The organism is Kosakonia sp. YIM B13588 (assembly GCF_042788165.1).
In the GTDB taxonomy this organism is placed as follows: Bacteria; Pseudomonadota; Gammaproteobacteria; order Enterobacterales; family Enterobacteriaceae; genus Kosakonia; species Kosakonia sacchari.
The window spans coordinates 237338-261628 of sequence record NZ_JBHZPO010000007.1 but is presented as its reverse complement, the minus strand read 5'-3'; the positions used below and the strand labels follow the sequence as shown (position 1 = coordinate 261628).

General features: G+C 53.6%; 23 protein-coding genes and 2 tRNA genes. 2 read left to right on the top strand and 23 right to left on the bottom strand.

What is annotated here, in order from left to right:
- Position 1: 1 nt before the first annotated feature.
- The 14 genes from ACFX4U_RS14495 to ACFX4U_RS14430 form a co-directional block, all read right to left on the bottom strand.
- Positions 2-77 (bottom strand) — tRNA-Val (locus ACFX4U_RS14495).
- A 26-nt stretch (positions 78-103) separates the two neighbouring features.
- A tRNA-Lys gene (locus ACFX4U_RS14490) sits at positions 104-179 on the bottom strand.
- Positions 180-342: 163 nt separating this feature from the next.
- Entirely contained in the window at positions 343-1149 is an 807-nt protein-coding gene (gene cpoB / locus ACFX4U_RS14485; protein WP_305736718.1) for a cell division protein CpoB, read from the bottom strand.
- Positions 1150-1158: 9 nt separating this feature from the next.
- Positions 1159-1671, bottom strand: a complete 513-nt coding sequence (gene pal, locus ACFX4U_RS14480) for a peptidoglycan-associated lipoprotein Pal (protein WP_017455955.1) — start codon at positions 1669-1671, stop codon at positions 1159-1161.
- A 33-nt stretch (positions 1672-1704) separates the two neighbouring features.
- The gene (gene tolB, locus ACFX4U_RS14475) at positions 1705-2997 is read right to left on the bottom strand and encodes a Tol-Pal system beta propeller repeat protein TolB (protein ID WP_086871609.1); all 1293 of its coding nucleotides are present in this window, start codon (positions 2995-2997) and stop codon (positions 1705-1707) included.
- 127 nt (positions 2998-3124) lie between these two features.
- Complete coding sequence (tolA, locus tag ACFX4U_RS14470; protein ID WP_313510554.1) at positions 3125-4420, bottom strand: cell envelope integrity protein TolA; 1296 nt, start codon at positions 4418-4420, stop codon at positions 3125-3127.
- A 39-nt stretch (positions 4421-4459) separates the two neighbouring features.
- Positions 4460-4888 (bottom strand): colicin uptake protein TolR, encoded by a 429-nt coding sequence (gene tolR / locus ACFX4U_RS14465; RefSeq protein ID WP_017455952.1) that lies wholly within the window; start codon positions 4886-4888, stop codon positions 4460-4462.
- Between the two features lie 3 nt (positions 4889-4891).
- Positions 4892-5584 carry a Tol-Pal system protein TolQ gene (gene tolQ / locus ACFX4U_RS14460; RefSeq protein ID WP_017455951.1) on the bottom strand — a complete coding sequence of 231 codons (693 nt, stop codon included), beginning with the start codon at positions 5582-5584 and terminating at the stop codon, positions 4892-4894.
- Complete coding sequence (ybgC, locus tag ACFX4U_RS14455) at positions 5581-5985, bottom strand: tol-pal system-associated acyl-CoA thioesterase (protein WP_017455950.1); 405 nt, start codon at positions 5983-5985, stop codon at positions 5581-5583. The genes tolQ and ybgC overlap by 4 nt, the downstream gene beginning before the upstream one ends.
- A gap of 148 nt (positions 5986-6133) precedes the next feature.
- A complete protein-coding gene (gene ybgE, locus ACFX4U_RS14450; RefSeq protein WP_017455949.1) occupies positions 6134-6427 on the bottom strand; it encodes a cyd operon protein YbgE in 294 nt (97 codons plus the stop codon).
- On the bottom strand, positions 6427-6540 hold the full coding sequence (gene cydX, locus ACFX4U_RS14445; RefSeq protein WP_004100325.1) for a cytochrome bd-I oxidase subunit CydX: 114 nt from the start codon (positions 6538-6540) through the stop codon (positions 6427-6429). The genes ybgE and cydX overlap by 1 nt, the downstream gene beginning before the upstream one ends.
- A 14-nt stretch (positions 6541-6554) precedes the next feature.
- A complete protein-coding gene (gene cydB / locus ACFX4U_RS14440) occupies positions 6555-7694 on the bottom strand; it encodes a cytochrome d ubiquinol oxidase subunit II (RefSeq protein WP_017455948.1) in 1140 nt (379 codons plus the stop codon).
- A gap of 15 nt (positions 7695-7709) precedes the next feature.
- Positions 7710-9278, bottom strand: coding sequence for a cytochrome ubiquinol oxidase subunit I (cydA, locus tag ACFX4U_RS14435; protein WP_017455947.1), 1569 nt, complete (start codon positions 9276-9278; stop codon positions 7710-7712).
- Between the two features lie 649 nt (positions 9279-9927).
- Positions 9928-11124, bottom strand: coding sequence for an MFS transporter (locus ACFX4U_RS14430; protein ID WP_313510560.1), 1197 nt, complete (start codon positions 11122-11124; stop codon positions 9928-9930).
- 89 nt (positions 11125-11213) lie between these two features.
- Between ACFX4U_RS14430 and ACFX4U_RS14425 the strand changes: the two genes are divergently transcribed.
- A complete protein-coding gene (locus ACFX4U_RS14425) occupies positions 11214-11651 on the top strand; it encodes a helix-turn-helix domain-containing protein (RefSeq protein WP_313510563.1) in 438 nt (145 codons plus the stop codon).
- 73 nt (positions 11652-11724) lie between these two features.
- Here the strand turns inward: ACFX4U_RS14425 and sucD are convergent, their stop codons facing one another.
- The 8 genes from sucD to sdhC all read right to left on the bottom strand — a co-directional run bounded on the left by sucD (position 11725) and on the right by sdhC (position 21527).
- A complete protein-coding gene (gene sucD / locus ACFX4U_RS14420) occupies positions 11725-12594 on the bottom strand; it encodes a succinate--CoA ligase subunit alpha (protein WP_017455944.1) in 870 nt (289 codons plus the stop codon).
- Positions 12594-13760 carry an ADP-forming succinate--CoA ligase subunit beta gene (gene sucC / locus ACFX4U_RS14415; protein ID WP_017455943.1) on the bottom strand — a complete coding sequence of 389 codons (1167 nt, stop codon included), beginning with the start codon at positions 13758-13760 and terminating at the stop codon, positions 12594-12596. Before sucC ends, sucD begins: the two co-directional genes overlap by 1 nt.
- Before the next feature lie 103 nt (positions 13761-13863).
- Positions 13864-15084: a 2-oxoglutarate dehydrogenase complex dihydrolipoyllysine-residue succinyltransferase gene (gene odhB / locus ACFX4U_RS14410; RefSeq protein WP_305736722.1), complete on the bottom strand. Its 1221-nt coding sequence runs from the start codon at positions 15082-15084 to the stop codon at positions 13864-13866.
- A gap of 14 nt (positions 15085-15098) precedes the next feature.
- Positions 15099-17906 carry a 2-oxoglutarate dehydrogenase E1 component gene (sucA, locus tag ACFX4U_RS14405; RefSeq protein ID WP_200551606.1) on the bottom strand — a complete coding sequence of 936 codons (2808 nt, stop codon included), beginning with the start codon at positions 17904-17906 and terminating at the stop codon, positions 15099-15101.
- A gap of 377 nt (positions 17907-18283) precedes the next feature.
- Positions 18284-19000, bottom strand: a complete 717-nt coding sequence (gene sdhB / locus ACFX4U_RS14400) for a succinate dehydrogenase iron-sulfur subunit SdhB (RefSeq protein ID WP_305736723.1) — start codon at positions 18998-19000, stop codon at positions 18284-18286.
- A gap of 15 nt (positions 19001-19015) precedes the next feature.
- Positions 19016-20782, bottom strand: coding sequence for a succinate dehydrogenase flavoprotein subunit (gene sdhA / locus ACFX4U_RS14395; RefSeq protein WP_017455939.1), 1767 nt, complete (start codon positions 20780-20782; stop codon positions 19016-19018).
- Positions 20782-21129: a succinate dehydrogenase membrane anchor subunit gene (sdhD, locus tag ACFX4U_RS14390; protein WP_017455938.1), complete on the bottom strand. Its 348-nt coding sequence runs from the start codon at positions 21127-21129 to the stop codon at positions 20782-20784. The genes sdhA and sdhD overlap by 1 nt, the downstream gene beginning before the upstream one ends.
- The gene (gene sdhC, locus ACFX4U_RS14385) at positions 21123-21527 is read right to left on the bottom strand and encodes a succinate dehydrogenase cytochrome b556 subunit (protein WP_017455937.1); all 405 of its coding nucleotides are present in this window, start codon (positions 21525-21527) and stop codon (positions 21123-21125) included. The genes sdhD and sdhC overlap by 7 nt, the downstream gene beginning before the upstream one ends.
- A gap of 637 nt (positions 21528-22164) precedes the next feature.
- On the opposite strand from sdhC, the gene ACFX4U_RS14380 reads away from it, so the two are divergent.
- Positions 22165-23451: a citrate synthase gene (locus tag ACFX4U_RS14380; RefSeq protein WP_305736724.1), complete on the top strand. Its 1287-nt coding sequence runs from the start codon at positions 22165-22167 to the stop codon at positions 23449-23451.
- 46 nt (positions 23452-23497) lie between these two features.
- Here the strand turns inward: ACFX4U_RS14380 and nei are convergent, their stop codons facing one another.
- Positions 23498-24289 carry an endonuclease VIII gene (gene nei, locus ACFX4U_RS14375; protein WP_313510159.1) on the bottom strand — a complete coding sequence of 264 codons (792 nt, stop codon included), beginning with the start codon at positions 24287-24289 and terminating at the stop codon, positions 23498-23500.
- Positions 24290-24291 lie beyond the last annotated feature (2 nt).

The window sequence follows — 24291 nt, the reverse complement described above, 5'->3', positions numbered from 1 at the left end:
GTGGTGGGTGATGACGGGATCGAACCGCCGACCCCCTCCTTGTAAGGGAGGTGCTCTCCCAGCTGAGCTAATCACCCGATACTGCGCTGGATACTACTTTAAGTGGTGGGTCGTGCAGGATTCGAACCTGCGACCAATTGATTAAAAGTCAACTGCTCTACCAACTGAGCTAACGACCCACTTTTGCGCTGCTTCTGGTTGTGTGATATCCCTTGGCAACGGCGGCATATATTACTGATTTAAGAATTGAGCGCAACAACAATTTCGATGAATATCACTTAACTGCTTATGATTCATGCGACAAGACCAGAAAAAGCTCGATTTCTGGTCATGTGCTATGCATTACATCGAACCAAGACGTTTTTGCGCTTGTTTCGCGCCTTCGGTACCAGGGTATTTACTGACCACCTGCTGGTAAACCGCCTTCGCTTTTGCTGTATCTCCTTTGTCTTGCATAATCACACCGACTTTGTACATAGCGTCTGGCGCTTTAGGCGACTTTGGGAAATTTTTCACAACAGAAGCAAAATAATAAGCAGCGTCGTCTTTTTTACCCTTGTTGTAATTCAACTGACCGAGCCAGTAGTTGGCATTCGGTATGTAGGTTGAATCAGGATACTTTTTGACGAAATTCTGGAATGCGGCGATCGCTTCATCCTGGTGGGATTTATCCTGCACCAGCGCAACCGCTGCATTGTAATCGGTATTGGCATCACCGCTTTGTACGGGCGCGCCAGTGTTTGCCGCCCCCGTGTTGGCACCAGAATCCGCTGCCGGAGTCTGCGTTGCCGCACCGCTCTGATCGCCGGACGTCTGCTGCGTCTGCCCCGCCGCACCGCCACTGCTAAGATTGCCTATCTGCTGCAAAATTTGCTGTTGGCGTTCAACCACCTGGTTCAGTTGATACTGATTTTCCTGGATTTGCCCACGAAGCGTATCAATATCGGCCTGATTATCGGAGAGTTGTTGCTGGAGTTGAGTTAAAAGCTGGCTGTGAGCATTGGAAATACGCTCGAGTTGAGTGACACGGTCTTCGACCGAGCCTGAGCCGACACTACTGATTGGCGCCTGAGCATTAGCGGCCCAGGGGGCCGCTATGCCAACCAGTAACGACAGACTCAACAGATGATGTCTGAAGTTACTGCTCATGCAATTCTCTTAGTAAACCAGTACGGCGCGACGGTTTTTAGCGTAAGCCGCTTCGTCGTGACCCAGTACTGCAGGTTTTTCTTTACCGTAAGAAACGATGGAGATCTGGTCAGCGGAAACGCCTTTACCCTGCAGGTACATTTTAACGGCGTTAGCACGACGTTCGCCCAGGGAAATGTTGTATTCCGGAGTACCACGTTCGTCAGCGTGACCTTCTACGGTGACTTTGTAGGACGGGTTGCTACGCAGGAAGTTAGCGTGAGCATCCAGCATCGCTGCGAAGTCAGAACGGATGTCATACTTGTCCAGATCGAAGTAAACAATGTTGTTCTGCTGCAGTTGTTGCATTTGCAGACGCGCTTGTTCTTCGGAGGACATGTTGCCACTACCGTTCATGCCAGTGCCAGCACCCATCATGCCTTCGCCGCTCTGGTCGCTTGCATTCTTGTGAGAAGAACATGCAGCGATCGCCATTACAGGCAGAGCCAGCATCAGGCCTTTCAGCACTTTATTCAGTTGCATTTCTTTGATTCCTTTATAATCAATTATTTATTATTACAGATACGGAGACCAGGCAGGGAATTTAACCTGTCCATCAGTCGCCGGAATACGCGCTTTGAAACGCCCATCTGTAGAAACCAGATTCAGCACGGATCCCATCCCCTGAGAAGAGCTGTAGATTACCATTGTGCCGTTAGGTGCCAGACTTGGCGTTTCATCCAGGAACGTTGACGTCAGAACCTGTACGCCACCCGCTTCCAGATCTTGTTTAGCGATGTGCTGCTGACCACCGTCAGAGCTAACCATCACCATAAATTTGCCGTCGCTGCTGATATCCGCATCCTGGTTCTGCGAACCCTGCCAGGAGATACGCTGCGCTGCGCCGCCATTAATACCTACTTTATAAACCTGCGGACGCCCAGCCTGGTCAGAGGTGAAAGCCAGAGTCTGGCTATCCGGGAACCAGGTCGGTTCCGTGTTGTTGCTGCGGCCATCGGTGACCTGGCGGATCTGGCCAGAGCCGATGTCCATGACGTAAATGTTCAGGCTACCGGTTTTCGACAGTGCGAACGCCAGTTTAGAACCATCCGGTGAGAACGCCGGCGCGCCGTTGTGACGCGGGAACGAAGCAACCTGACGAACACTGCCGTTAGCGAGTGTTTGGATAACCAGTGCAGAACGACCGCTCTCAAACGTCACGTACGCCAGTTTGGAGCCGTCTGGTGACCATGCCGGAGACATCAACGGCTGCGGAGATTTATGCACCAGGAACTGGTTGTAACCATCATAGTCAGAAACGCGCAGTTCATACGGGAACTGGCTGTTAGCCGTCTGCACAACGTAAGCGATACGAGTACGGAACGCGCCTTTAATGCCGGTCAGTTTCTGGAATACTTCGTCACTGGCAGCGTGAGCGGCGTAACGCAGCCACTGTTTATTCACTTTAAAGGAGTTCTGCGCCAGTACGGTTCCCGGTGCACCACCGGTATCCACCAGCTGATAAGCAACATTGTAGCTGCCGTCAGGATTCGGGGTCACCTGGCCGACAACCACTGCGTCAATGCCCAGTGCTGACCATGCGGCTGGCTGCACTTCCTGAGCGCTGCCAGGCTGCTGCGGCAGACGTGAACGATCGAGTGGATTGAATTTGCCGCTGTTGCGCAGATCCGCAGCAACGATACCGCCAGCATCCTCAGGCGCAGCGCCAGGGCCAGCCCACTGGAAAGGCACGACGCCGATCGGGCGTGCCGAGTCCACCCCCTGGGTGATCTCGATACGTACTTCTGCGTGCAGCACAGCCGCCCACAGCATTAGAAAACCAAATGCAACACGTAATGCCTGCTTCATCATATCTCCCTTATCCGGGCGGAAAACCCGCGATAATTTAGCAGAATTTTAACAAACTCAATAGACCATACTACCAATGCTCAATGTCAACCGTAGCTGCTGATCTACCCTTGTAAAGGAAAGACCATTACAGTTTGAAGTCTAATTTGGCATCTTTTACTTGTTCATAAACAGCCTGGCTTGGCGGTTTAGGAATTCTGGCCGTTTTAGCAGCCGTCAATGCAGCCTGACATAAGGCAGGATCGCCACCTTCCGAAGTAATATCACGCAGCGTTCCATCCGGTCCGAGATTAATATGCAGAACGCAAGACTTACCACGGTACAAATCTGATCCGTAAAGACGGCTTTCAATCGCGACCTGGATTTGTTTGGCGTACGCACTAATATCCGTACCAGTTGCACCACCCTTCGCACCAGATTGTCCCGAATCTTTTGCTGGCTGACCATTCCCTTTCGCTCCACCACCCGTTTTCGGTGCATTCTTACCGGAGCTTAAATCGCCAAACAGATCGTCAACGCCAGCGGCATCAGCTTTCTCCGCAGCGGCTTTCTTGGCTGCTGCGGCCTTCTCTGCAGCCGCTTTTTTGTCGGCTGCCGCTTTTGCCGCTGCGGCTTTCTTCTCTGCGGCCGCTTTTTCAGCCGCTGCTTTCTCGGCAGCAGCTTTTTCAGCCGCTGCTTTCTCGGCAGCAGCTTTTTCAGCGGCGGCCTTCTCGGCTGCTGCGGCTTTCTCCGCTGCCGCTTTTTCTGCGGCGGCTTGTTTAGCCGCTTCAGCCTGCGCTTTCTTCGCAGCGTCGGCTTCCGCTTTTTTCTTCGCATCGGCAGCCGCTTTCGCCGCTTCTGCTTCGGCTTTTTTCTGTGCGTCTGCGGCAGCTTTAGCGGCTTCGGCTTCCGCTTTTTTCTGTGCGTCAGCAGCGGCTTTCTTCGCCGCTTCTTCCGCTGCTTTTGCCTGCGCGTCCGCTTTTGCTTTTGCGTCAGCTGCGGCTTTCGCGGCAGCCTCTTCAGCTTGTTTCTGCTGCTGTTGAGCCTGTTTTGCCGCCTCTTCCGCTTTTTTCTGCTGCTCAGCCTGTTCGCGCGCCGCTTCCTGCGCCTGCAAACGCTCCTGCTCCAGCTGTTTTAAATGCTCCTGTTCGGCAGCCTGCTTTTCACGCAGCTCTTCCGCTTGCTGTTGCGCCTGTTTTTCACGCTGCTCTTTAGCGCGCTGCGCACTGGCTTGCTGCTGCTGTTGGCGATTGTAATTTTCCACCACAGCGCCCGGATCGACCATCACCGCATCAATCGCAGAGCCACCGCCACCGCCTGAAGAAGCATCAATATGCTCATCAAACGAGCTCCAGATCAGCAGCGCCACAAGGATTACGTGCAGCACAGCTGAAATGATTATTGCTCGCTTAAGCTTGTCGTTTTGTACGGTTGCCTTTGACACTCTCGGTTCCCAAAAACTGTCCGCCTGTTAAGCCGGTGATCAGATAGGCTGCGTCATCAAGCCGACTGATTTCACACCCGCGCTATGTAACAGGTTCAGCGCTTTAATGATTTCATCGTACGGCACATCTTTCGCCCCGCCGATTAAGAACACGGTTTTCGGATTGGATTGCAGGCGACGCTGCGCCTCCGCAATCACCTGCTCCGGCGGCAGTTGATCCATACGATCTTTTTCCACCACCACGCTGTACTGTCCGACACCGGAAACCTCAATAATGACCGGAGGATCGTCATTGGTGCTGACGGTTTGCGACTGTGTCGCATCCGGCAGATCAACCTCTACGCTTTGCGTAATGATCGGTGCCGTCGCCATAAAGATCAGCAGCAGCACCAACAACACGTCCAGCAACGGTACGATGTTGATTTCAGACTTGAGGTCACGACGGCCCCGTCCACGCGATCTGGCCATGGCTTACTCCTTGTTGCTGTCGCTGCTGGCAAATGCCTGGCGATGCAGAATAGCCGTGAACTCTTCCATAAAGTTGTCGTAATTCAGTTCCAGTTTGTTCACGCGCTGGTTCAGTCGGTTGTAAGCCATAACCGCTGGAATGGCAGCAAACAGACCGATAGCTGTTGCGATCAACGCTTCGGCGATGCCTGGCGCAACCATTTGCAACGTCGCCTGCTTCACCGCGCCCAGCGCGATAAAGGCGTGCATGATCCCCCATACCGTACCGAACAGGCCGATATAGGGACTGATAGAACCCACGGTACCAAGGAAAGGAATATGGTTTTCCAGCGTTTCCAGCTCGCGGTTCATCGAAATACGCATCGCCCTTGATGCCCCTTCAACAATTGCTTCTGGCGCATGGCTGTTAGCGCGGTGCAGGCGGGCAAACTCTTTGAAACCGCTATAAAAGATTTGTTCTGAGCCGCTTAGATTATCGCGGCGTCCCTGGCTTTCCTGATACAAACGAGACAGTTCGATGCCGGACCAAAACTTGTCTTCGAAGGCTTCCGCTTCGCGCCCTGCTGCGTTGAGGATGCGCGTTCTCTGGATGATGATTGCCCAGGATGCGATAGAAAAACCAATCAAAATCAACATGATAAGTTTGACCAGAAGGCTAGCCTTCAGGAACAAATCAAGGATGTTCATGTCAGTCACTGCTTAAACTCCGCGACAATAGACTTGGGAAGCGCACGAGGCTTCATTAAGAGTGGATCAACACAGACAATCAGCACTTCAGCTTCGTTCAGCACTTTATTCTCTGCGTTGACAATCCGCTGCGAGAAAACCATCGAGGTTCCGCGCATTGATGTAACTTCCGTTTGGACTTCGAGCATGTCGTCGAGTCTGGCGGGTGCAAAATACTCCAGCGTCATTTTGCGTACCACGAATGCAACGCGCTCAGCCAACAAAACCTGTTGGCTAAAGTGATGGTGGCGCAGCATCTCAGTGCGGGCTCTTTCATAAAAAGCAACGTAGCTGGCGTGGTAAACCATGCCACCGGCATCGGTATCCTCGTAATAGACCCGAACCGGCCATCGAAACAGCGTTGTATTCACTTTACATCCCGGTAATGCAAAAAAAGTTAGAGCTTTTAAACTTCGCTACTATACGCGCGGGCAAGATGCTTTGGAATGGGTTGAGGTAAACGGAGAGTAAAAATTTATGGGCTTTTGCAAGCCCATGAGGATAGCGGATATTTCTTATTCAAAAGAAGAAAAAAACAAGCCCCGCAAGCATGACCAGAAAAGCAACTGGCGGACAGAAAAAACCCTGCCAATGAATTGCGCGCGGGCGAAAGCCAACACCGTGAACAACACCGGCACACACCGCCCACATTAATAACAGCCCGTGCCAAATCTCCAGCTCGCTGGTTTTGGCCGCGAAACGGGAGGGATCCCAGAAGATACAGCCCGCCAGCAGTAATGCCATGATTAAGGAAAGGGCCCTTAACGGGCCCTTATCCATTACCGCATACAGTTTTGCGATAATTTTATCCATCAGTGTTCTTCTTTCCCGGCTTTGGTCGCTTCAACGTGTTCCAGCGCCAGCGCGGTAATCACTCCGAAAGCACAGGCAAGAAGCGTTCCTAAAATCCATGCGAAATACCACATATTCTGCTCCTTACTTAGTACATAGAGTGGGTATTGCTTTCAATGTGCTCTTTGGTGATGCGACCAAACATTTTCCAGTAACACCAGGTGGTGTACAGCAAAATGATCGGCACGAAGACCAGCGCCACATACGTCATTAGGTTCAGCGTCAACTGAGTCGATGTTGCATCCCACATGGTCAGGCTTGCTTTCAGCATAGTGCTTGACGGCATGATGAACGGGAACATCGCGATACCAGCAGTCAGGATGATGCACGCCAGCGTCAGTGAAGAGAACACGAACGCCCACGCGGCTTTATCCAGACGCGCCGTCAGCACGGTCAGCAGTGGCAACACCACGCCCAGCGCCGGCACCAGCCACAGCACAGGCATGTTGTTGAAGTTAGTCAGCCAGGCACCCGCCTGTACCGCTACTTCTTTGGTCAACGGGTTAGACGCGGCATGATGATCCATAACGGAAGTCACCACGTAACCGTCGATACCGTAAACCACCCACACGCCAGCCAGTGCGAAGCAAACCAGCGTAACCAGCGCAGCAATCTGCACCGTGGCACGAGCACGCAGATGCAGTTCGCCAACGGTACGCATTTGCAGGTACGTCGCGCCCTGGGTCAGGATCATCGCCACGCTCACCACGCCGGCCAACAGACCAAACGGGTTCAGTAACTGGAAGAAGTTACCGGTGTAGAACAGGCGCATATCATTATCGAGATGGAACGGCACGCCCTGCAACAGGTTGCCGAATGCCACACCAATCACCAACGGCGGAACGAAGCTGCCGATGAAGATGCCCCAGTCCCACATGCCGCGCCAGCGCATATCTTCAATCTTCGAGCGGTAGTCAAAACCAACCGGACGAAAGAACAGTGAAGCGAGCACCAGGATCATCGCCACATAAAAACCGGAGAACGCGGCAGCGTAAACCATCGGCCAGGCGGCAAACAGCGCGCCACCAGCGGTGATCAGCCAAACCTGGTTACCGTCCCAGTGCGGCGCGATGGAGTTAATCATCACGCGGCGTTCGGTGTCGCTACGACCCAGCACGCGGGTCAGCATACCCACGCCCATGTCGAAGCCGTCGGTGACCGCAAAACCAATCAGCAGAATGCCAACCAGCAGCCACCAGATAAAACGTAATATTTCATAATCAATCATTTGACGACTCCTGTCTTAGCGTGCCGGCTGAGAAGCCACGGTGGACTGCTCGTAGTGATAGCGACCTGTTTTCAGACTGCTCGGCCCAAGGCGAGCAAATTTGAACATCAGGAACACTTCCGCCACCATAAACAGCGTATAAAGGCCGCAAATCAGAATCATGGAGAACAGCAGATCGCCAACGGTCAGCGATGAGTTCGCAACTGCGGTCGGCAGCACTTCACCAATCGCCCACGGCTGACGGCCGTACTCTGCAACAAACCAGCCTGCTTCAATAGCAATCCACGGCAGCGGGATGCCATACAGCGCAGCGCGCAGCAGCCATTTTTTCTCACCGATGCGGTTACGAATCACGGTCCAGAAAGAGGCACCGATAATCAGCAGCATCAGCACGCCAGCAGCGACCATCAAGCGGAACGCGAAGTACAGCGGCGCAACGCGTGGGATGGAATCTTTGGTCGCTTGCTTGATCTGCGCTTCTGTCGCGTCTGCCACGTTCGGCGTATAGCGTTTCAGCAGCAGGCCATAACCAAGATCTTTTTTGATGTTATTGAACTGGTCACGAATGGCCTGATCGGTAGAGCCTGCGCGCAGTTGCTCCAGCAACTGATACGCTTTCATACCGTTACGGATGCGCTCTTCGTGCTGCACCATCAGATCTTTAAGACCAATGACTGGCGTATCAACAGAACGGGTCGCGATGATGCCCAGCGCGTATGGGATCTGAATAGCAAATTTGTTCTCTTGCTTATCCTGGTCCGGCACGCCAAACAGGGTAAACGCCGCCGGTGCAGGCTGAGTTTCCCATTCGGCTTCAATCGCAGCCAGTTTGGTTTTTTGCACGTCGCCCATTTCGTAGCCGGATTCATCACCCAGCACAATGACAGACAGCACCGCAGCCATACCGAAGCTGGCAGCGATAGCAAAAGAGCGTTTAGCAAAGGCGATGTCGCGCCCGCGCAGCAGGTAGTAGGAGCTGATGCCAAGGATAAAGATCGCGCCACAAGTATAACCAGACGCCACAGTGTGAACGAATTTCACCTGTGCAACCGGGTTAAGCACCAGCTCAGCGAAGCTCACCATCTCCATGCGCATGGTTTCAAAGTTGAAATCAGAAGCAATCGGGTTTTGCATCCAGCCGTTTGCGACCAGAATCCACAGTGCGGACAAGTTGGAGCCAAGAGCCACCAGCCAGGTCACTGCCATGTGCTGTACTTTGCCCAGACGATCCCAACCGAAGAAAAACAGACCTACAAACGTAGACTCGAGGAAGAAGGCCATCAGACCTTCAATGGCCAGCGGCGCACCGAAGATATCCCCAACATAATGGGAATAGTAAGACCAGTTAGTCCCGAACTGGAACTCCATCGTCAGACCGGTAGCCACGCCCAGTGCGAAGTTGATACCAAACAACTTGCCCCAGAACTTGGTCATATCTTTATAAATCTGTTTGCCGGAGAGGACGTAGACCGTTTCCATAATTGCCAGCAAAAACGCCATACCGAGCGTCAGTGGCACAAACAGAAAGTGGTACATCGCGGTCAAGGCAAACTGTAAGCGCGACAGTTCGACTATATCTAACATTATGACTCCTTGCTCATCGCATGAAGACTCCGAGAGTAAACCCCGTTAGCGAAGGTTCACACGCATGCCCCAATACAAAATTGCTGCACTGTTTTATTCACATCACATAAAGCGTGACAATGAATGAAAAAAGTTACAACCAGGTTAATAAAAAACTCGAATTGATCTCACGCATATATTACTCCGTAAAACCCTTACAATAAAAAGGTTTTTATTGAGTTAGTTTTACGTTTTTCGACAGTGATCAATTTATAGTGAATTTACCACTTTTGCACCAATTTGATCGGCGACAATTTAACGATTTTCAGCATCTTTTCCAAGCTTTTAAATATTGATTTAAATCAATTTTATTCAGCATTGTTAATTTTGCATCCGGTGTATAACCGCAGTAAAAACATTGTTAACAGCATGTTCATTTTAACACCATCAATGGTTATCAATCGGCGAGTAACGATAAATAATGGCGACTTTATTTAACGTTTAGCATTCATCTAAAAAATGAGACACTCGTTACATCTAAAGGGGGGCGTAAAATTAAAATGGGTGATTAGCTTGTTTATTTTACAATTATTTCACTTCGCCGATTATCATACTTAACACCGCGCAGTGATTATTCATTATATTTCCTGCACGCTAATACCCTTTTATTTTATAGGTTATTACTGAGAAGCATCCAGCGCCGGGTCGCGACCCAGACGATAAGCGCCAACAACGTCACTGCTGCGCCAAGCAAGCAAACGCCCTGCCAGCCGAAAACAGCATAAACTGCCGTCGTTGCCATAGCACCCAACCCGCTGCCGAGGGCGTAAAACAGCATATACAACGCCACCAGTCTGCCGTGCTGCGATGCGTCGGTACGCAAAATCAGGCTCTGATTGGTGACATGTAGCGCCTGACCGCCAAGATCGAGCAAAACAATGCCGAGAATAAACAACACCAGAGAGTGTTGTAGCTGTGACAGCGGCCACCAGGCTAGCAGCAACAAAAAAAGAGCCAGCAAACTTGTGCGCTGCGCATTGCCGCGATCCGCTTCGCGCCCGGCTTTTGCCGCCACCAGCGCGCCCGCAACACCGGCCAGGGCAAACAAGCCAATTGCCGTATGGGATAAACCAAACGGTGCCGCGCTTAACGGCAGCACCATTGCGCTCCAGAAAATGTTAAAAGCGGCAAACATCAACAACGCCAATACGCCGCGGACTTGCAGTACGCGATCCGTGCGTAACAGCCCCAGCATTGAGCCCATCAAACGTAACCAACTGACAGAAATCATCGTGCTGCTCATCACAGGTAACCGCCGCCAGAGCAGCAGCAATAACACCAGCATCAGCGATGCCGAGACGCCATAAACCGCGCGCCAACCCGCTAAATCGCTAATCACACCGGCAAAAACTCGTGCTAACAGCAGGCCGATAAAAACGCCGCCTTGCGCCGCGCCCACTACCCTGCCCCGTTCCTGTTCGTTAGCGATGCTGGCCGCACTGGCTATCAATCCTTGTGTCATCGCCGTGCCCAGTAACCCTGTCGCCAGCATGCCGACAAGCAATATCGCAGCCGATTGCGCCAGCGCGACAACGGCGAGCACAACCACCAGCGCCAGCAATTGCACCAACAATAACCGGCGTCGCTCAACAACATCGCCCAATGGCACCAATAACAATAAGGCCAGCGCCGATCCCACTTGTGTGGCCGTCACCACGCCGCCGACAGCCGCCTGGCTGATAGCAAAACTCTGCGCCAGTGCATCCAGCAACGGCTGCGCGTAATAGACATTCGCCACACATAAACCACTGGCTACCGCAAACAGTGCGATGACACCGCGCGGCGTTGCCTGTATGTTTTTATTCATATTTCGATCCTGGTTGCAAAATAAAACCAGTTGAAGCGTAGATAATCCAGTTTTAAAATGCAACCAGAATACTAAACCGGAGATTCACCGTGCCACTGAATACTCAACCTTGCCCCGTCGCGCGTTCTGTCGATTTGATTGGCGATCGCTGGGCACTCCTTATCGTGCGAGACGCTTTTGATGGCGTGCGCCGTTTTGGCGATTTTCAGCGTGGTCTTGGCATGGCGCGTAACATTCTTACCGACAGGCTACGCAAACTGGTGGAAGCGGGAATTTTCACCACGCAGCCTGCATCAGACGGTACGGCGTATCAGGAATATGTGCTGACCAACAGAGGCGAGTCGTTGTTTCCGGTCGTCGTGGCGCTACGCCAGTGGGGCGAACAGCATCTTTTCGCGCCGAACGAGCCGCATTCCGTGTTGATTGATAGCCAAAACGGCGAAGCCATTGCGCCGATGCAACCGCAGGCGGCAGACGGGCGTATCCTGAGTGCGGCAAACACGCAGGTACGTAAACTGCAGCCATAAAAAAGGCCGCTACGGGAGCGGCCAACCATGTCGAAAGGATACTTGCTCCCCTACATGGAGGAGCAATGAGGTTTTATTTAATAACAGATTTCAGCGCTTCGCCAATGTCGGCCAGGCTGCGAACGGTTTTCACGCCCGCCGCTTCCAGAGCAGCGAATTTCTCATCCGCGGTGCCTTTACCACCGGCAATAATGGCGCCAGCGTGGCCCATACGTTTGCCTTTTGGCGCGGTCACGCCAGCGATATAACCCACCACCGGTTTGGTCACGTGATCTTTGATATACGCCGCCGCTTCTTCTTCCGCGCTGCCGCCGATCTCACCGATCATGACAATCGCTTCGGTCTGCGGGTCTTCCTGGAACAGTTTCAAGATATCGATAAAGTTTGAACCCGGGATCGGGTCACCGCCGATGCCCACACAGGTGGACTGGCCGAAACCGTAATCCGTGGTCTGCTTAACCGCTTCATAGGTCAGCGTACCGGAACGGGAAACAATACCCACTTTACCAGGCTGATGAATGTGGCCGGGCATGATACCGATTTTGCACTCGCCTGGGGTGATAACACCTGGGCAGTTCGGGCCAATCATGCGCACGCCAGCTTCGTCCAGCTTCACTTTCACCGTCAGCATATCCAGCGTCGGAATACCTTCAGTAATGGTGATAATCAGTTTAATGCCCGCATCGATGGCTTCGAGGATCGAGTCTTTGCAGAACGGTGCCGGAACATAGATAACGGTAGCCGTCGCGCCAGTTGCTTCAACCGCTTCGCGCACGGTGTTAAATACCGGCAGACCGAGGTGCGTGGTGCCGCCTTTGCCCGGCGTAACGCCGCCAACCATCTGCGTACCATAGGCAATTGCCTGCTCGGAGTGGAAAGTCCCCTGGCTTCCGGTGAAGCCCTGGCAGATAACTTTGGTGTTCTTATCAATCAAAACAGACATTATTTCCCCTCCACTGCGGCAACAACCTGCTGTGCTGCATCCGTCAGACTTTTCGCTGCAATAATATTCAGGCCGCTGTCCGCCAGGCGTTTCGCGCCCAGTTCAGCATTGTTACCTTCCAGACGCACAACCACCGGTACGTTAACACCCACTTCTTCTACCGCGCCGATGATACCGTCAGCGATCAGGTCGCAACGCACGATACCGCCGAAGATGTTAACCAGTACCGCTTTCACGTTCTCATCGGAAAGGATAATTTTGAACGCTTCGGTCACGCGCTCTTTGGTCGCACCGCCGCCCACATCCAGGAAGTTTGCCGGTTCGCCACCGTGCAGTTTCACGATGTCCATGGTGCCCATCGCCAGACCTGCGCCGTTGACCATACAACCGATGTTGCCATCCAGCGCAACATAGTTCAGTTCCCAGTGTGCTGCCTGCGCTTCGCGCGGATCTTCCTGCGACTGGTCACGCATTTCGCGCAGTTCCGGCTGGCGGAACAGGGCGTTGCCATCAGCGCCCAGTTTGCCGTCGAGGCAGATCAGGTCGCCCTGTTTGGTGATAACCAGCGGGTTGATTTCAATCAGCGCCAGATCGCGCTCAAGGAAAATGGTCGCAAGGCCCATGAAAATTTTGGTGAATTGCTGAACCTGCTTGCCTTCCAGGCCCAGTTTAAACGCCAGGTCGCGTCCCTGATACGGCATCGGGCCGGTCAGCGGGTCGATGGTGGTTTTGTGGATCAGGTGCGGGGTCTCTTCCGCCACTTTCTCGATTTCCACACCACCTTCGGTGGAGGCCATGAACACGACACGGCGAGAGCTACGGTCAACCACCGCGCCCAGATACAGCTCTTTGTCGATATCGGTCGCCGCTTCAACCAGGATCTGGTTTACCGGCTGGCCGTTCGCGTCTGTTTGGTAGGTCACCAGGCGTTTGCCCAGCCAGTTTTCCGCGAAGGCGCGAATATCTTCTTTGCTGTTGACGACTTTTACGCCGCCCGCTTTACCACGGCCGCCTGCATGGACCTGGCATTTTACCACCCACGGGCCTGCGCCGATTTTGGATGCCGCTTCTTCAGCTTCACGCGGGGTAGTACAGGCGTAACCAACCGGAGTCGGCAGACCTGACCGGGCAAACAGTTGTTTCGCCTGATACTCGTGTAAGTTCATGTGTTCTATCCATCCTTCATTTAATTTGTCACGCCGGATGACGGCCTACAAAGCAGGTGTTCGTTATAGTGGCCCGGCAACGGACGTCGCCGGGCTAAGGACACTAGACGTCCAGCAGCAAACGAGTCGGGTCTTCCAGCAGCTCTTTGATGGCTACCAGGAAACCAACGGATTCGCGACCGTCAATCAGACGGTGGTCGTAAGAGAGCGCCAGGTACATCATCGGCAGGATCTCGACCTTGCCATCAACCGCCATCGGGCGATCTTTAATGGCGTGCATGCCGAGGATCGCGCTCTGCGGCGGGTTGATGATCGGTGTAGACATCAGCGAACCGAACACCCCGCCGTTGGTGATGGTGAAGTTACCGCCGGTCAGATCGTCAACGGTCAGTTTGCCGTCACGGCCTTTAACCGCCAGCTCTTTGATTTTCTTCTCGATATCAGCCATGCCCAGCGTATCGACATCGCGCAGCACCGGTGTTACCAGACCACGTGGCGTGGAAACCGCCATGCTGACATCAAAATAGTTGTGATAAACCACGTCATCGCCATCGATGGACGCGTTCACTTCCGGGTAGCGTTTCAGCGCTTCAACCACGGCTTTCACGTAGAAAGACATAAAGCCCAGGCGGATACCGTGACGTTTTTCAAACGCGTCTCCGTACTGCTTACGCAGATCCATAATCGGCTTCATGTTGACTTCGTTGAACGTGGTCAGCATGGCGGTAGAGTTTTTCGCTTCCAGTAGACGCTCAGCAACGCGTTTGCGCAGACGGGTCATCGGCACACGTTTTTCAGTGCGACCAGCCAGCGGTGCCACCGGGGCGCTCGCCGGAGCAGCAGCCGGTTTCTCTTCTTTCGCTGGCGCTTTCGCCAGATGTTTCTCAACATCTTCACGCGTAATACGACCACCAACGCCCGTGCCTTTGATAGCGCTGGCTTCAAGGTTGTGCTCAGCCAGCAAGCGACGGATCGCCGGGCTCAGTGCGTCATTGTTTTGCTCTTCGAGCGAAGCCTGCTGGCGCTGTGCCGGCGTGGACTCTTTCTCTTCAGATTTGGCGCTGCTCTCTTTACCAGCGCTGTTGCCCTCTTTCAGGCGACCCAGGATCTGACGGGAAGTCACAGTGGTGCCTTCATCTTCCAGCACCGCGTCCAGAATACCGTCTGCCGACGCCGGTACTTCCAGTACCACTTTGTCAGTTTCGATTTCGACCAACACTTCGTCGCGTCGTACGCTATCGCCTGGTTTTTTGTGCCAGGTCGCAACGGTCGCGTCAGCAACGGACTCGGGCAGATCGGGAACAAGAATATCTACGCTACTCATTATTTATCCTTTAATTAATCGACGTTCAGCGCGTCATTTACCAGATCTTGTTGCTGTTTCTGGTGAACGGACAGGTATCCCACCGCCGGAGAGGCGGAGGCCGGGCGACCTGCATAACGCAGAGCGGCCCCAAACGGAATCACATCACGGAAATGATGCTGGCTGCAGTACCATGCGCCCTGGTTAAGCGGCTCTTCCTGGCACCAGACAAAATCATGTACGTGAGCGTAAGGTTTCAGCGCTTCCTGCACCGACTGGTGCGGGAACGGGTAAAGCTGTTCGATACGCACAATCGCGACATCTTTCTGGTCGTTTTTACGACGCTGTTCCAGCAGATCATAATAGACCTTACCAGAACACAGGATCACGCGCTTAACGCCTTGCGGATCAAGATCATCCACTTCGCCAATCGCTGGCATAAAGGTGCCGTTCGCCAGCTCATCGAGCGTGGAAACCGCCTGCGGATGACGCAGCAGCGACTTCGGCGACATCACCACCAGCGGGCGACGCATACCGCGCAGTGCCTGGCGACGCAGCATGTGGTAAACCTGTGCTGGCGTAGACGGCACGCAAACCTGCATATTTTGTTCAGCACACAGTTGCAGATAACGCTCCAGACGCGCGGAGGAGTGCTCCGGGCCTTGCCCTTCATAGCCGTGCGGCAGCAGCATCACCAGGCCGCACATACGGCCCCATTTCTGCTCGCCGGAGCTGATGAACTGGTCGATAACTACTTGCGCGCCGTTGGCGAAATCACCGAACTGCGCTTCCCAGATGGTCAGCGTGCGCGGCTCTGCCGTGGCATAACCATATTCAAAGGCCAGTACCGCTTCTTCAGAGAGCACGGAGTCCCATACGCGGAACGCCCCCTGTGAATTGTGTACATGGCTCAGCGGCGTATAGGTGGAACCGTTCGCCTGGTTGTGGATCACCGCATGGCGATGGAAGAAGGTGCCGCGGCCGGAGTCTTCACCGGACAAACGCACCGGGATCCCTTCATCCACCAGCGTGGCATACGCCAGCGTTTCTGCGCCGCCCCAGTCGAACAATTTCTCGCCGCTCGCCATCAACTGGCGGTCGCCGTAAATTTTCGCCACGCGGGACTGCATTTCGATGGCTTCCGGCACCGTACTGATGCGTTTTGCCAGCTCCTGCAAGCGCTTCATTTCTACCTTGTTCGGGTAGCTCTCATCCCACTCGTGGTTGAGGTACGGCGACCAGGTAAAGGAGTGCATATTCATCGGACGCCATTCGGCGACCACACACTCGCCCGCATCCAGCGCATCGCGGTACAGGTTGACCATTTCGGTGGCATCTTCCAGCGTAATGGTTTTGTCCTGCTCCAGGCGATCGGCGTAGATTTTGCGCGGCGTCGGGTGTTTTTTGATTTTCTGATACATCAGCGGCTGGGTTGCGCTCGGCTCGTCGGCTTCGTTGTGGCCATGACGGCGGTAGCACACCAGGTCGATAAAGACATCGCGTTTGAAGGTATTACGGAAGTCGAGCGCCAGGCGAGTGACGAACGCCACCGCTTCCGGATCGTCCGCATTGACGTGGAAAATCGGTGCCTGCACCATTTTTCCGATGTCGGTACAGTATGGCGTGGAGCGTGCATCCAGCGGGTTCGACGTGGTGAAGCCCACCTGGTTGTTAATGACGATACGTACAGTGCCACCCACTTCGTAGCCGCGCGCTTTCGACATGTTCAGGGTTTCCTGCACCACGCCCTGGCCCGCAACGGCGGCGTCGCCGTGAATGGTGATTGGCAGCACTTTATTGCTGCTCGGTTCGTCAAGGCGGTCAAGACGCGCACGAACGGAACCGATAACCACCGGGCTGACAATCTCGAGGTGTGACGGGTTGAACGCCAGCGCCAGGTGAACCAGGCCGCCTTCCGTTTCCACGTCGGACGAGAAGCCCATGTGATATTTCACGTCGCCGGTGCCAAGGTGTTCTTTATGTTTACCGGCGAATTCGTCGAACAGATCCTGCGGCTGTTTACCCAGCACGTTAACCAGTACGTTCAGACGTCCGCGGTGCGCCATACCCAGCACCACTTCGCGAGTACCGCTCTTGCCCGCGTGGCGGATCATCTCTTTGAGCATCGGCACCAGCGCATCACCGCCTTCCAGCGAGAAGCGTTTCGCACCGGGGAATTTCGCGCCCAGATAGCGTTCAAGACCTTCTGCAGCCGTCAACTCAGCCAGGAAGCGTTTTTTCTCTTCGCTGCTAAAGCTGGACTTGCCCGTTGCGGACTCAATACGTTGCTGGATCCAGCGTTTCTCTTCGGTGCTGGTGATATGCATATATTCCGCGCCGATCGAACCGCAATAGGTCTCTTTCAGTGCGTTAATCAATTCGCCCAGCGGCATGGTGTCTTTGCCAATCGCAAAAGAACCCACGTTAAAGCTGTTCTGGAAATCGGCTTCTGTCAGATCGTGGTAAGCCGGATCGAGATCGGCAACCCTTTCTTGCTGCCACAATCCCAGCGGATCGAGGTTCGCATGTTGGTGACCACGAAAACGGTATGCGTTGATAAGTTGCAGGACTTTAACCTGCTTCACATTGGTGTCGGGGTCGGAAATAGAGGAAGAGTAACGTGAAGCATCTTTCGCCAGCTGACGGAAATAATCACGTGTTTTGGAGTGGAACTGATCCGGTTTGACTCCGGTGCCCGGTAACTGCTGGAACATAGATCGCCAGTTTGCATCTACCGAGTCAGGATCGGTTAAGAAGTCTTCATAGAGCTGTTCTATCCAGCTCTGGTTAGACCCAGAGAGGTAAGAAGAGTCCAGCCAGGCTTTCATTGCGCCGTTCTGCATCGTGATCCCTTAAGCATTGTTATGCTTACTTCGCCGTGGATAACTACGACGTACACCCGTTAGCGCACGTCCCAGGGTTCACTTGCGGGCTCTTGGTGGCCCGCGAAGGAACCTTTAAAAACTGCCTAATCTTCGCTGTCCGGGCTGCGACTGCGTTGGCTGCCTTTGCTTACCCTGGTCACATAGTTGACTATGCTCCCAGCGATGCGCTCAGTTGCCGCCTTGTCTCGCACCAGACATCTCGATTATGTCTACTGTGGCGGTTTTTAAAGGTTTCCTGCTTCCTTGTTACCCGGCGGCGCTAACGCTACCGGGCAAAAAAAAACATCACTATTAATGTAGGCCGGATACGCGTCAGCGCCATCCGGCACTGACATTTATGCGCTTCGTTGCAACAACATCGACTTAATATGGCCAATAGCGCGCGTCGGGTTCAGCCCTTTCGGGCATACACTGACGCAGTTCATAATGCTGTGGCAGCGGAATACGCTGAAAGCATCGCTTAAACCTTCCAGACGGCTATCGGTTTCCGTATCGCGGCTGTCGATCAGGAAACGGTACGCCGCCAGCAGGCCGGCCGGACCGATAAATTTGTCCGGGTTCCACCAGAACGACGGGCAAGATGTCGAGCAGCAGGCGCAGAGAATACATTCATAGAGACCGTCGAGTTTTTCACGCTGGTCAGGTGACTGTAAGTGCTCTCTTGCTGGCGGATTTTGCCCATTATTCAATAAGTAAGGCTTAATCTTCTCATATTGGGCGTAGAATTGTCCCATGTCCACCACCAAATCGCGGATCACCGGCAGGCCGGGCAGAGGACGGATCACAATCTTCTGCTTGCCATTGCCGAGTGCGGAAATCGGGGTGATACACGCCAGACCGTTCTTACCGTTCATGTTCAAACCATCGGAACCACACACCCCTTCACGGCAGGAGCGGCGGAACGACAGCGTAGGATCTTTTTCTTTCAGCTGCATTAACGCATCCAGCAGCATCATGTCACGCCCTTCTTCGCCTTCCAGGGTGTAATCCTGCATGCGCGGCGCGTCATCAACGTCCGGGTTATAGCGATAAATCGAAAATTCGAGTTTCATAATCCTGTCTCCGCATTAATAAGTACGAATCTTCGGCGGGAATGCCGGACGCAGTTTCGGCTCCATATTGACGCTGCGACGCGTCATGGACTCCGTTTCTGGCAGATACAGGGAATGGCACAGCCAGTTTGCGTCGTCACGATCCGGATAGTCGAAGCGGCTATGCGCGCCACGGCTCTCAGTACGGAAGTTTGCGGAGACCGCCGTTGCATACGCGGTTTCCATCAGGTTATCCAGCTCCAGGCACTCAACGCGCTGGGTGTTAAACTCGGTGGACGTATCGTCCAGACGGGCGTTTTTCAAACGCTCGCGGATCACTTTCAATTGCTCAAGCCCTTTCGCCATCGCATCACCTTCACGGAAGACCGAGAAGTTATGCTGCATACACTCTTGCAGCGCTTTACGAATGGTGACCGGATCTTCGCCGTTGCGGTTGTTGTTCCAGCGGTTGAGGCGCTCAAGTGACGCTTCAACATCAGACTCGCTGGCATCACGCAGCGCGCCCTGCTCGGCGATCGATTCTTGTAAATGCAGACCTGCCGCACGACCAAACACCACCAGATCCAGCAGCGAGTTACCGCCCAGACGGTTGGCGCCGTGTACCGATACGCAGGCAATTTCACCTACCGCGAACAGACCCGGAATGACCACATCTTCGCCCTTCTCGTTCACCGTCAGCGCCTGGCCAGTTACTTTGGTCGGAATACCGCCCATCATATAGTGGCAAGTCGGGATGACCGGGATCGGCTCTTTCACCGGATCGACATGCGCGAAGGTGCGCGACAGTTCGAGGATCCCCGGCAGGCGCGATTCCAGCACCTCTTTACCCAGGTGATCGAGTTTCAGTTTCGCGTGCGGACCCCACGGGCCGTCGCAGCCGCGACCTTCACGGATTTCAATCATGATGGAACGAGCCACCACGTCACGACCCGCCAGGTCTTTGGCGTTTGGCGCATAACGCTCCATAAAGCGCTCGCCATGTTTGTTCAGCAGGTAACCGCCTTCCCCACGGCAACCTTCCGTTACCAGCACGCCCGCGCCCGCAATACCGGTCGGGTGGAACTGCCACATTTCCATATCCTGCACCGGTACGCCTGCGCGCAGCGCCATGCCAACGCCGTCGCCGGTATTGATATGTGCGTTGGTGGTGGACTGGTAAATACGGCCTGCGCCGCCGGTCGCCAGCACGGTTGCTCGCGCTTTGAAGTAGACCACTTCACCGGTTTCAATACACAGTGCGGTACAACCTACCACTGCGCCATCCTGGTTTTTCACCAGATCCAGCGCGTACCACTCGGAAAAAATCGTCGTGTGGTTTTTCAGGTTTTGCTGATAAAGGGTGTGCAACAGCGCATGACCGGTACGGTCCGCTGCGGCTGCCGTGCGCGCCGCCTGCTCGCCGCCGAAGTTTTTCGACTGGCCGCCAAACGGGCGTTGATAGATACGGCCATCATCCAGACGGGAGAACGGCAGCCCCATATGTTCCAGCTCAAGAATCGCTTCCGGGCCGGTTTTACACATATATTCAATGGCATCCTGGTCACCGATGTAATCGGAACCTTTTACCGTGTCATACATGTGCCATTCCCAGTTATCTTCATGGGTATTACCCAGCGCAACGGTAATGCCGCCTTGCGCAGATACGGTGTGAGAACGGGTTGGAAAGACTTTAGAGAGCAGCGCACAGGTTTGCCCGCTCTGGGAAATTTGCAGCGCCGCGCGCATACCTGCGCCACCGGCACCAATGACAACAGCATCAAATTCTCTGACTGGCAGTTTCATTACACACCCCACACCACAACGAATCCATAAATCACGTAAACCGCAAGTGCAATGACGATAGCCAGTTGCAGAACCAGGCGCACAGCCAGCGATTTAACGTAGTCGGTCAACACCTGCCACATGCCAATCCAGGCATGGATCAGAATTGAAAACAGCGCCAGCAGCGTGAAGACTTTCGTGAAAGCGGAGGAGAAAAACTCAGTCCACACCACCCAGGTCAGATCGCCGTGTGTGGCAAAAAAACCGACCATATAGATGATGTATAACGTCAGGACGATGGCAGTAGCACGGACAAGAATAAAATCATGTACGCCGTTGCGTCCTAATGCGGAGGCGTTGCTTACCATACGAGGACTCCTGCGAGAATTGAAAGCACGACAGTGATTGCAAAAGAGAGATTAGCGGAACGCTTTCCTGCTTCGAAGGTTTCTTCCAGCCAGCCAAAATCCATTAACATATGGCGAATACCGCCCACAGCGTGATAAGCCAGCGCTGTCAGGATGCCCCAGAAAATGAATTTAACGAAAAAGCTGCTCATGATGGCAGAGGCGGTCAGGAAGCCCTCTTCGGATGACAGCGACAGGCCCAATAACCACAGCAGAATGCCAACCGCCACGAAAGTAATGACGCCGGAAACGCGGTGGAGAATGGAAGCTATAGCCGTAACAGGAAACCGAATTGTTGTCAGATCCAGATTGACAGGTCTTTGTTTTTTCACATTTTTTATCATGAATAACGCCCACATGCTATTCTTATAGTTTCCTTCCTCCGGTCTGCGTGCGGGTCAGACAGCGTCCTTTTCTATAACTGCTCGTCATGCAAAAAATTAGCTTCCAGATGCTAAACGACAGGTTACAACGCTGGGTGGCTCGGGATTGCAGGGGTATTCCGGAGACCTGGCGGCAGTATAGGTCGTTCACAAAATCATTACAATTAACCTACATATAGTTTGTCGGGTTTTATGCAGAACAGTGACCCCCATCACGATAACAACATTCTTTTAAATTTTAATCATCTGATTTGACAAAAGTTAAACATTCTTGTTACAAACTACGCCAGAAAGGGCTTATAATTCGCAAAAGTTATGGGGTCTTACTTTCACCTGAGAATAAGTTATGTAACAGTGTGATGGTATTGACCGATGTAATCAGGACAGTTATTAGTGATATACAGGTTTGATAAATTCGGACTGCTAAGACGCTGATTTGCTGTTTTTTCACTGTGTTTTCAATGTGTACTTGCACGCGCCCATCGCTCTGTACCCTGGTACCTCCTCTCAACAGAGCTGCGAGCTAAATAACAAACTGGTAACGTTGACGGGCAGTTGAATGCAAATCCGGTGACTGGCGGTCTTAAGCAATAAGGCGCTAAGGAGACCGTAAATGGCTGATAAGAAAGCAACCATCACCTACAATGGTGACGCTGCTATTGAACTGGATGTGCTAAAAGGCACGCTCGGTCAGGATGTTATTGATATCCGTAGTCTCGGTTCAAAAGGGGTATTCACTTTTGACCCAGGTTTTACCTCTACCGCATCATGTGAATCAAAAATCACCTTTATCGACGGTGACGAAGGTATTCTGCTGCACCGTGGTTTCCCTATCGACCAACTGGCGACCGAATCCAACTATCTGGAAGTCTGCTACATTCTGCTGTACGGCGAAAAGCCAACGCAGGAGCAGTTTGACGAGTTCAAACTGACCGTAACACGGCACACCATGATCCATGAGCAGATCACCCGTCTGTTCCACGGTTTCCGTCGCGACTCGCACCCAATGGCCGTGCTGTGCGGTGTGACCGGCGCGCTGGCGGCGTTCTACCACGATTCACTGGATGTTAACAATCCGCGTCACCGTGAGATTGCCGCGTTCCGCCTGCTGTCGAAAATGCCGACCGTCGCGGCGATGTGTTACAAATATTCCATTGGTCAGCCGTTCGTTTATCCGCGCAACGACCTCTCCTACGCGGGTAACTTCCTGCACATGATGTTCTCCACACCATGTGAACCGTATGAAGTGAACCCGGTGCTGGAACGCGCAATGGATCGCATTCTGATCCTGCACGCCGACCATGAACAAAACGCTTCCACCTCCACCGTGCGTACCGCGGGCTCTTCTGGCGCGAACCCGTTCGCCTGTATCGCCGCAGGTATCGCTTCACTATGGGGACCGGCACACGGCGGCGCCAACGAAGCTGCGCTGAAGATGCTGGAAGAGATCAGCACCGTGAAACACATTCCGGAATTCCTGCGCCGCGCCAAAGACAAAAACGATTCGTTCCGTCTGATGGGCTTCGGTCACCGTGTCTACAAGAACTATGACCCGCGCGCAACCGTGATGCGTGAAACCTGCCACGAAGTGCTACGTGAGCTGGGCACCAAAGATGATCTGCTGGAAGTGGCGATGGAGCTTGAGCACATTGCGCTCAACGACCCGTACTTTATCGAACGTAAGCTCTACCCGAACGTCGATTTCTACTCCGGTATTATCCTGAAAGCGATGGGTATTCCGTCGTCCATGTTTACCGTTATCTTTGCGATGGCGCGTACTGTGGGCTGGATTGCACACTGGAACGAAATGCACGACGACGGCATCAAAATTGCCCGTCCGCGCCAGTTGTACACCGGTTACGAAAAACGCGAGTTCAGCTCCGATCTGAAAAAAGATTGATAGCCAACCCGCAGAAAAAAACGCGCCTGAAGGCGCGTTTTTTATTTTAACGCTGACAAGCCGGGCACCAGTAAAACGGCCGGGACGACATGGTGGTTTTCTCAATTATTCCGCCGCAACGCTCGCACGGTTCTCCGGCGCGGTGAAACACCTTAAAGCGAAACAGCGCGCCGTGGTGTTTACTCTCATCCACCACGCCGCGTGTCTGGTACGACAAACGCGGAATATCCAGCAACGCATGCGCTAAAACGTCGAGTTGTTCTTCGCTTAGCTGCAAAGCGTTGCGCTGCGGTGCCAGGGCGCTTTGCCAGAGAATTTCGACACGCAGGTAGTTACCCAGCCCGGCAAGAAAGGCCTGATCGAGCAATAACCCCGCAAACTGGCGACGGCGAAAACGGGGTGAGAGCAGCCGTTCTTTTACCTGCGCCACGGTCAGCGTCATATCCAGCACATCCGGCCCTACACGCTGTAAAAACGGATGCTGCGCCAGTTGCCCGGGCGTGAGCAGCGCGATATCCGACGCACTGTACAGCAAAATCGCCTTTTGCTCCGTTTGCAGCCGCACGCGCAGCACACGGTTGGTTTGCGGGATCTCTCCCGCCTCAACCACGCGCCAGACGCCATAAAGCTGATTATGGCTGTATAGCGTTAGCCCACCGGAAAAATGCGTCAGGAGCGCTTTTCCCCGCGTTTCAATGTTCGCAACGCACTGCCCCACAAGATCAGCGGCGAAACCGTTCAACGACGGCAGACCAAACCAGACATCCGTCAATGGTTTGCCTTTAACAGCGGCTTCAAGCGTATCTGCCGCCCGACGGATCTCCGGTCCTTCCGGCATAA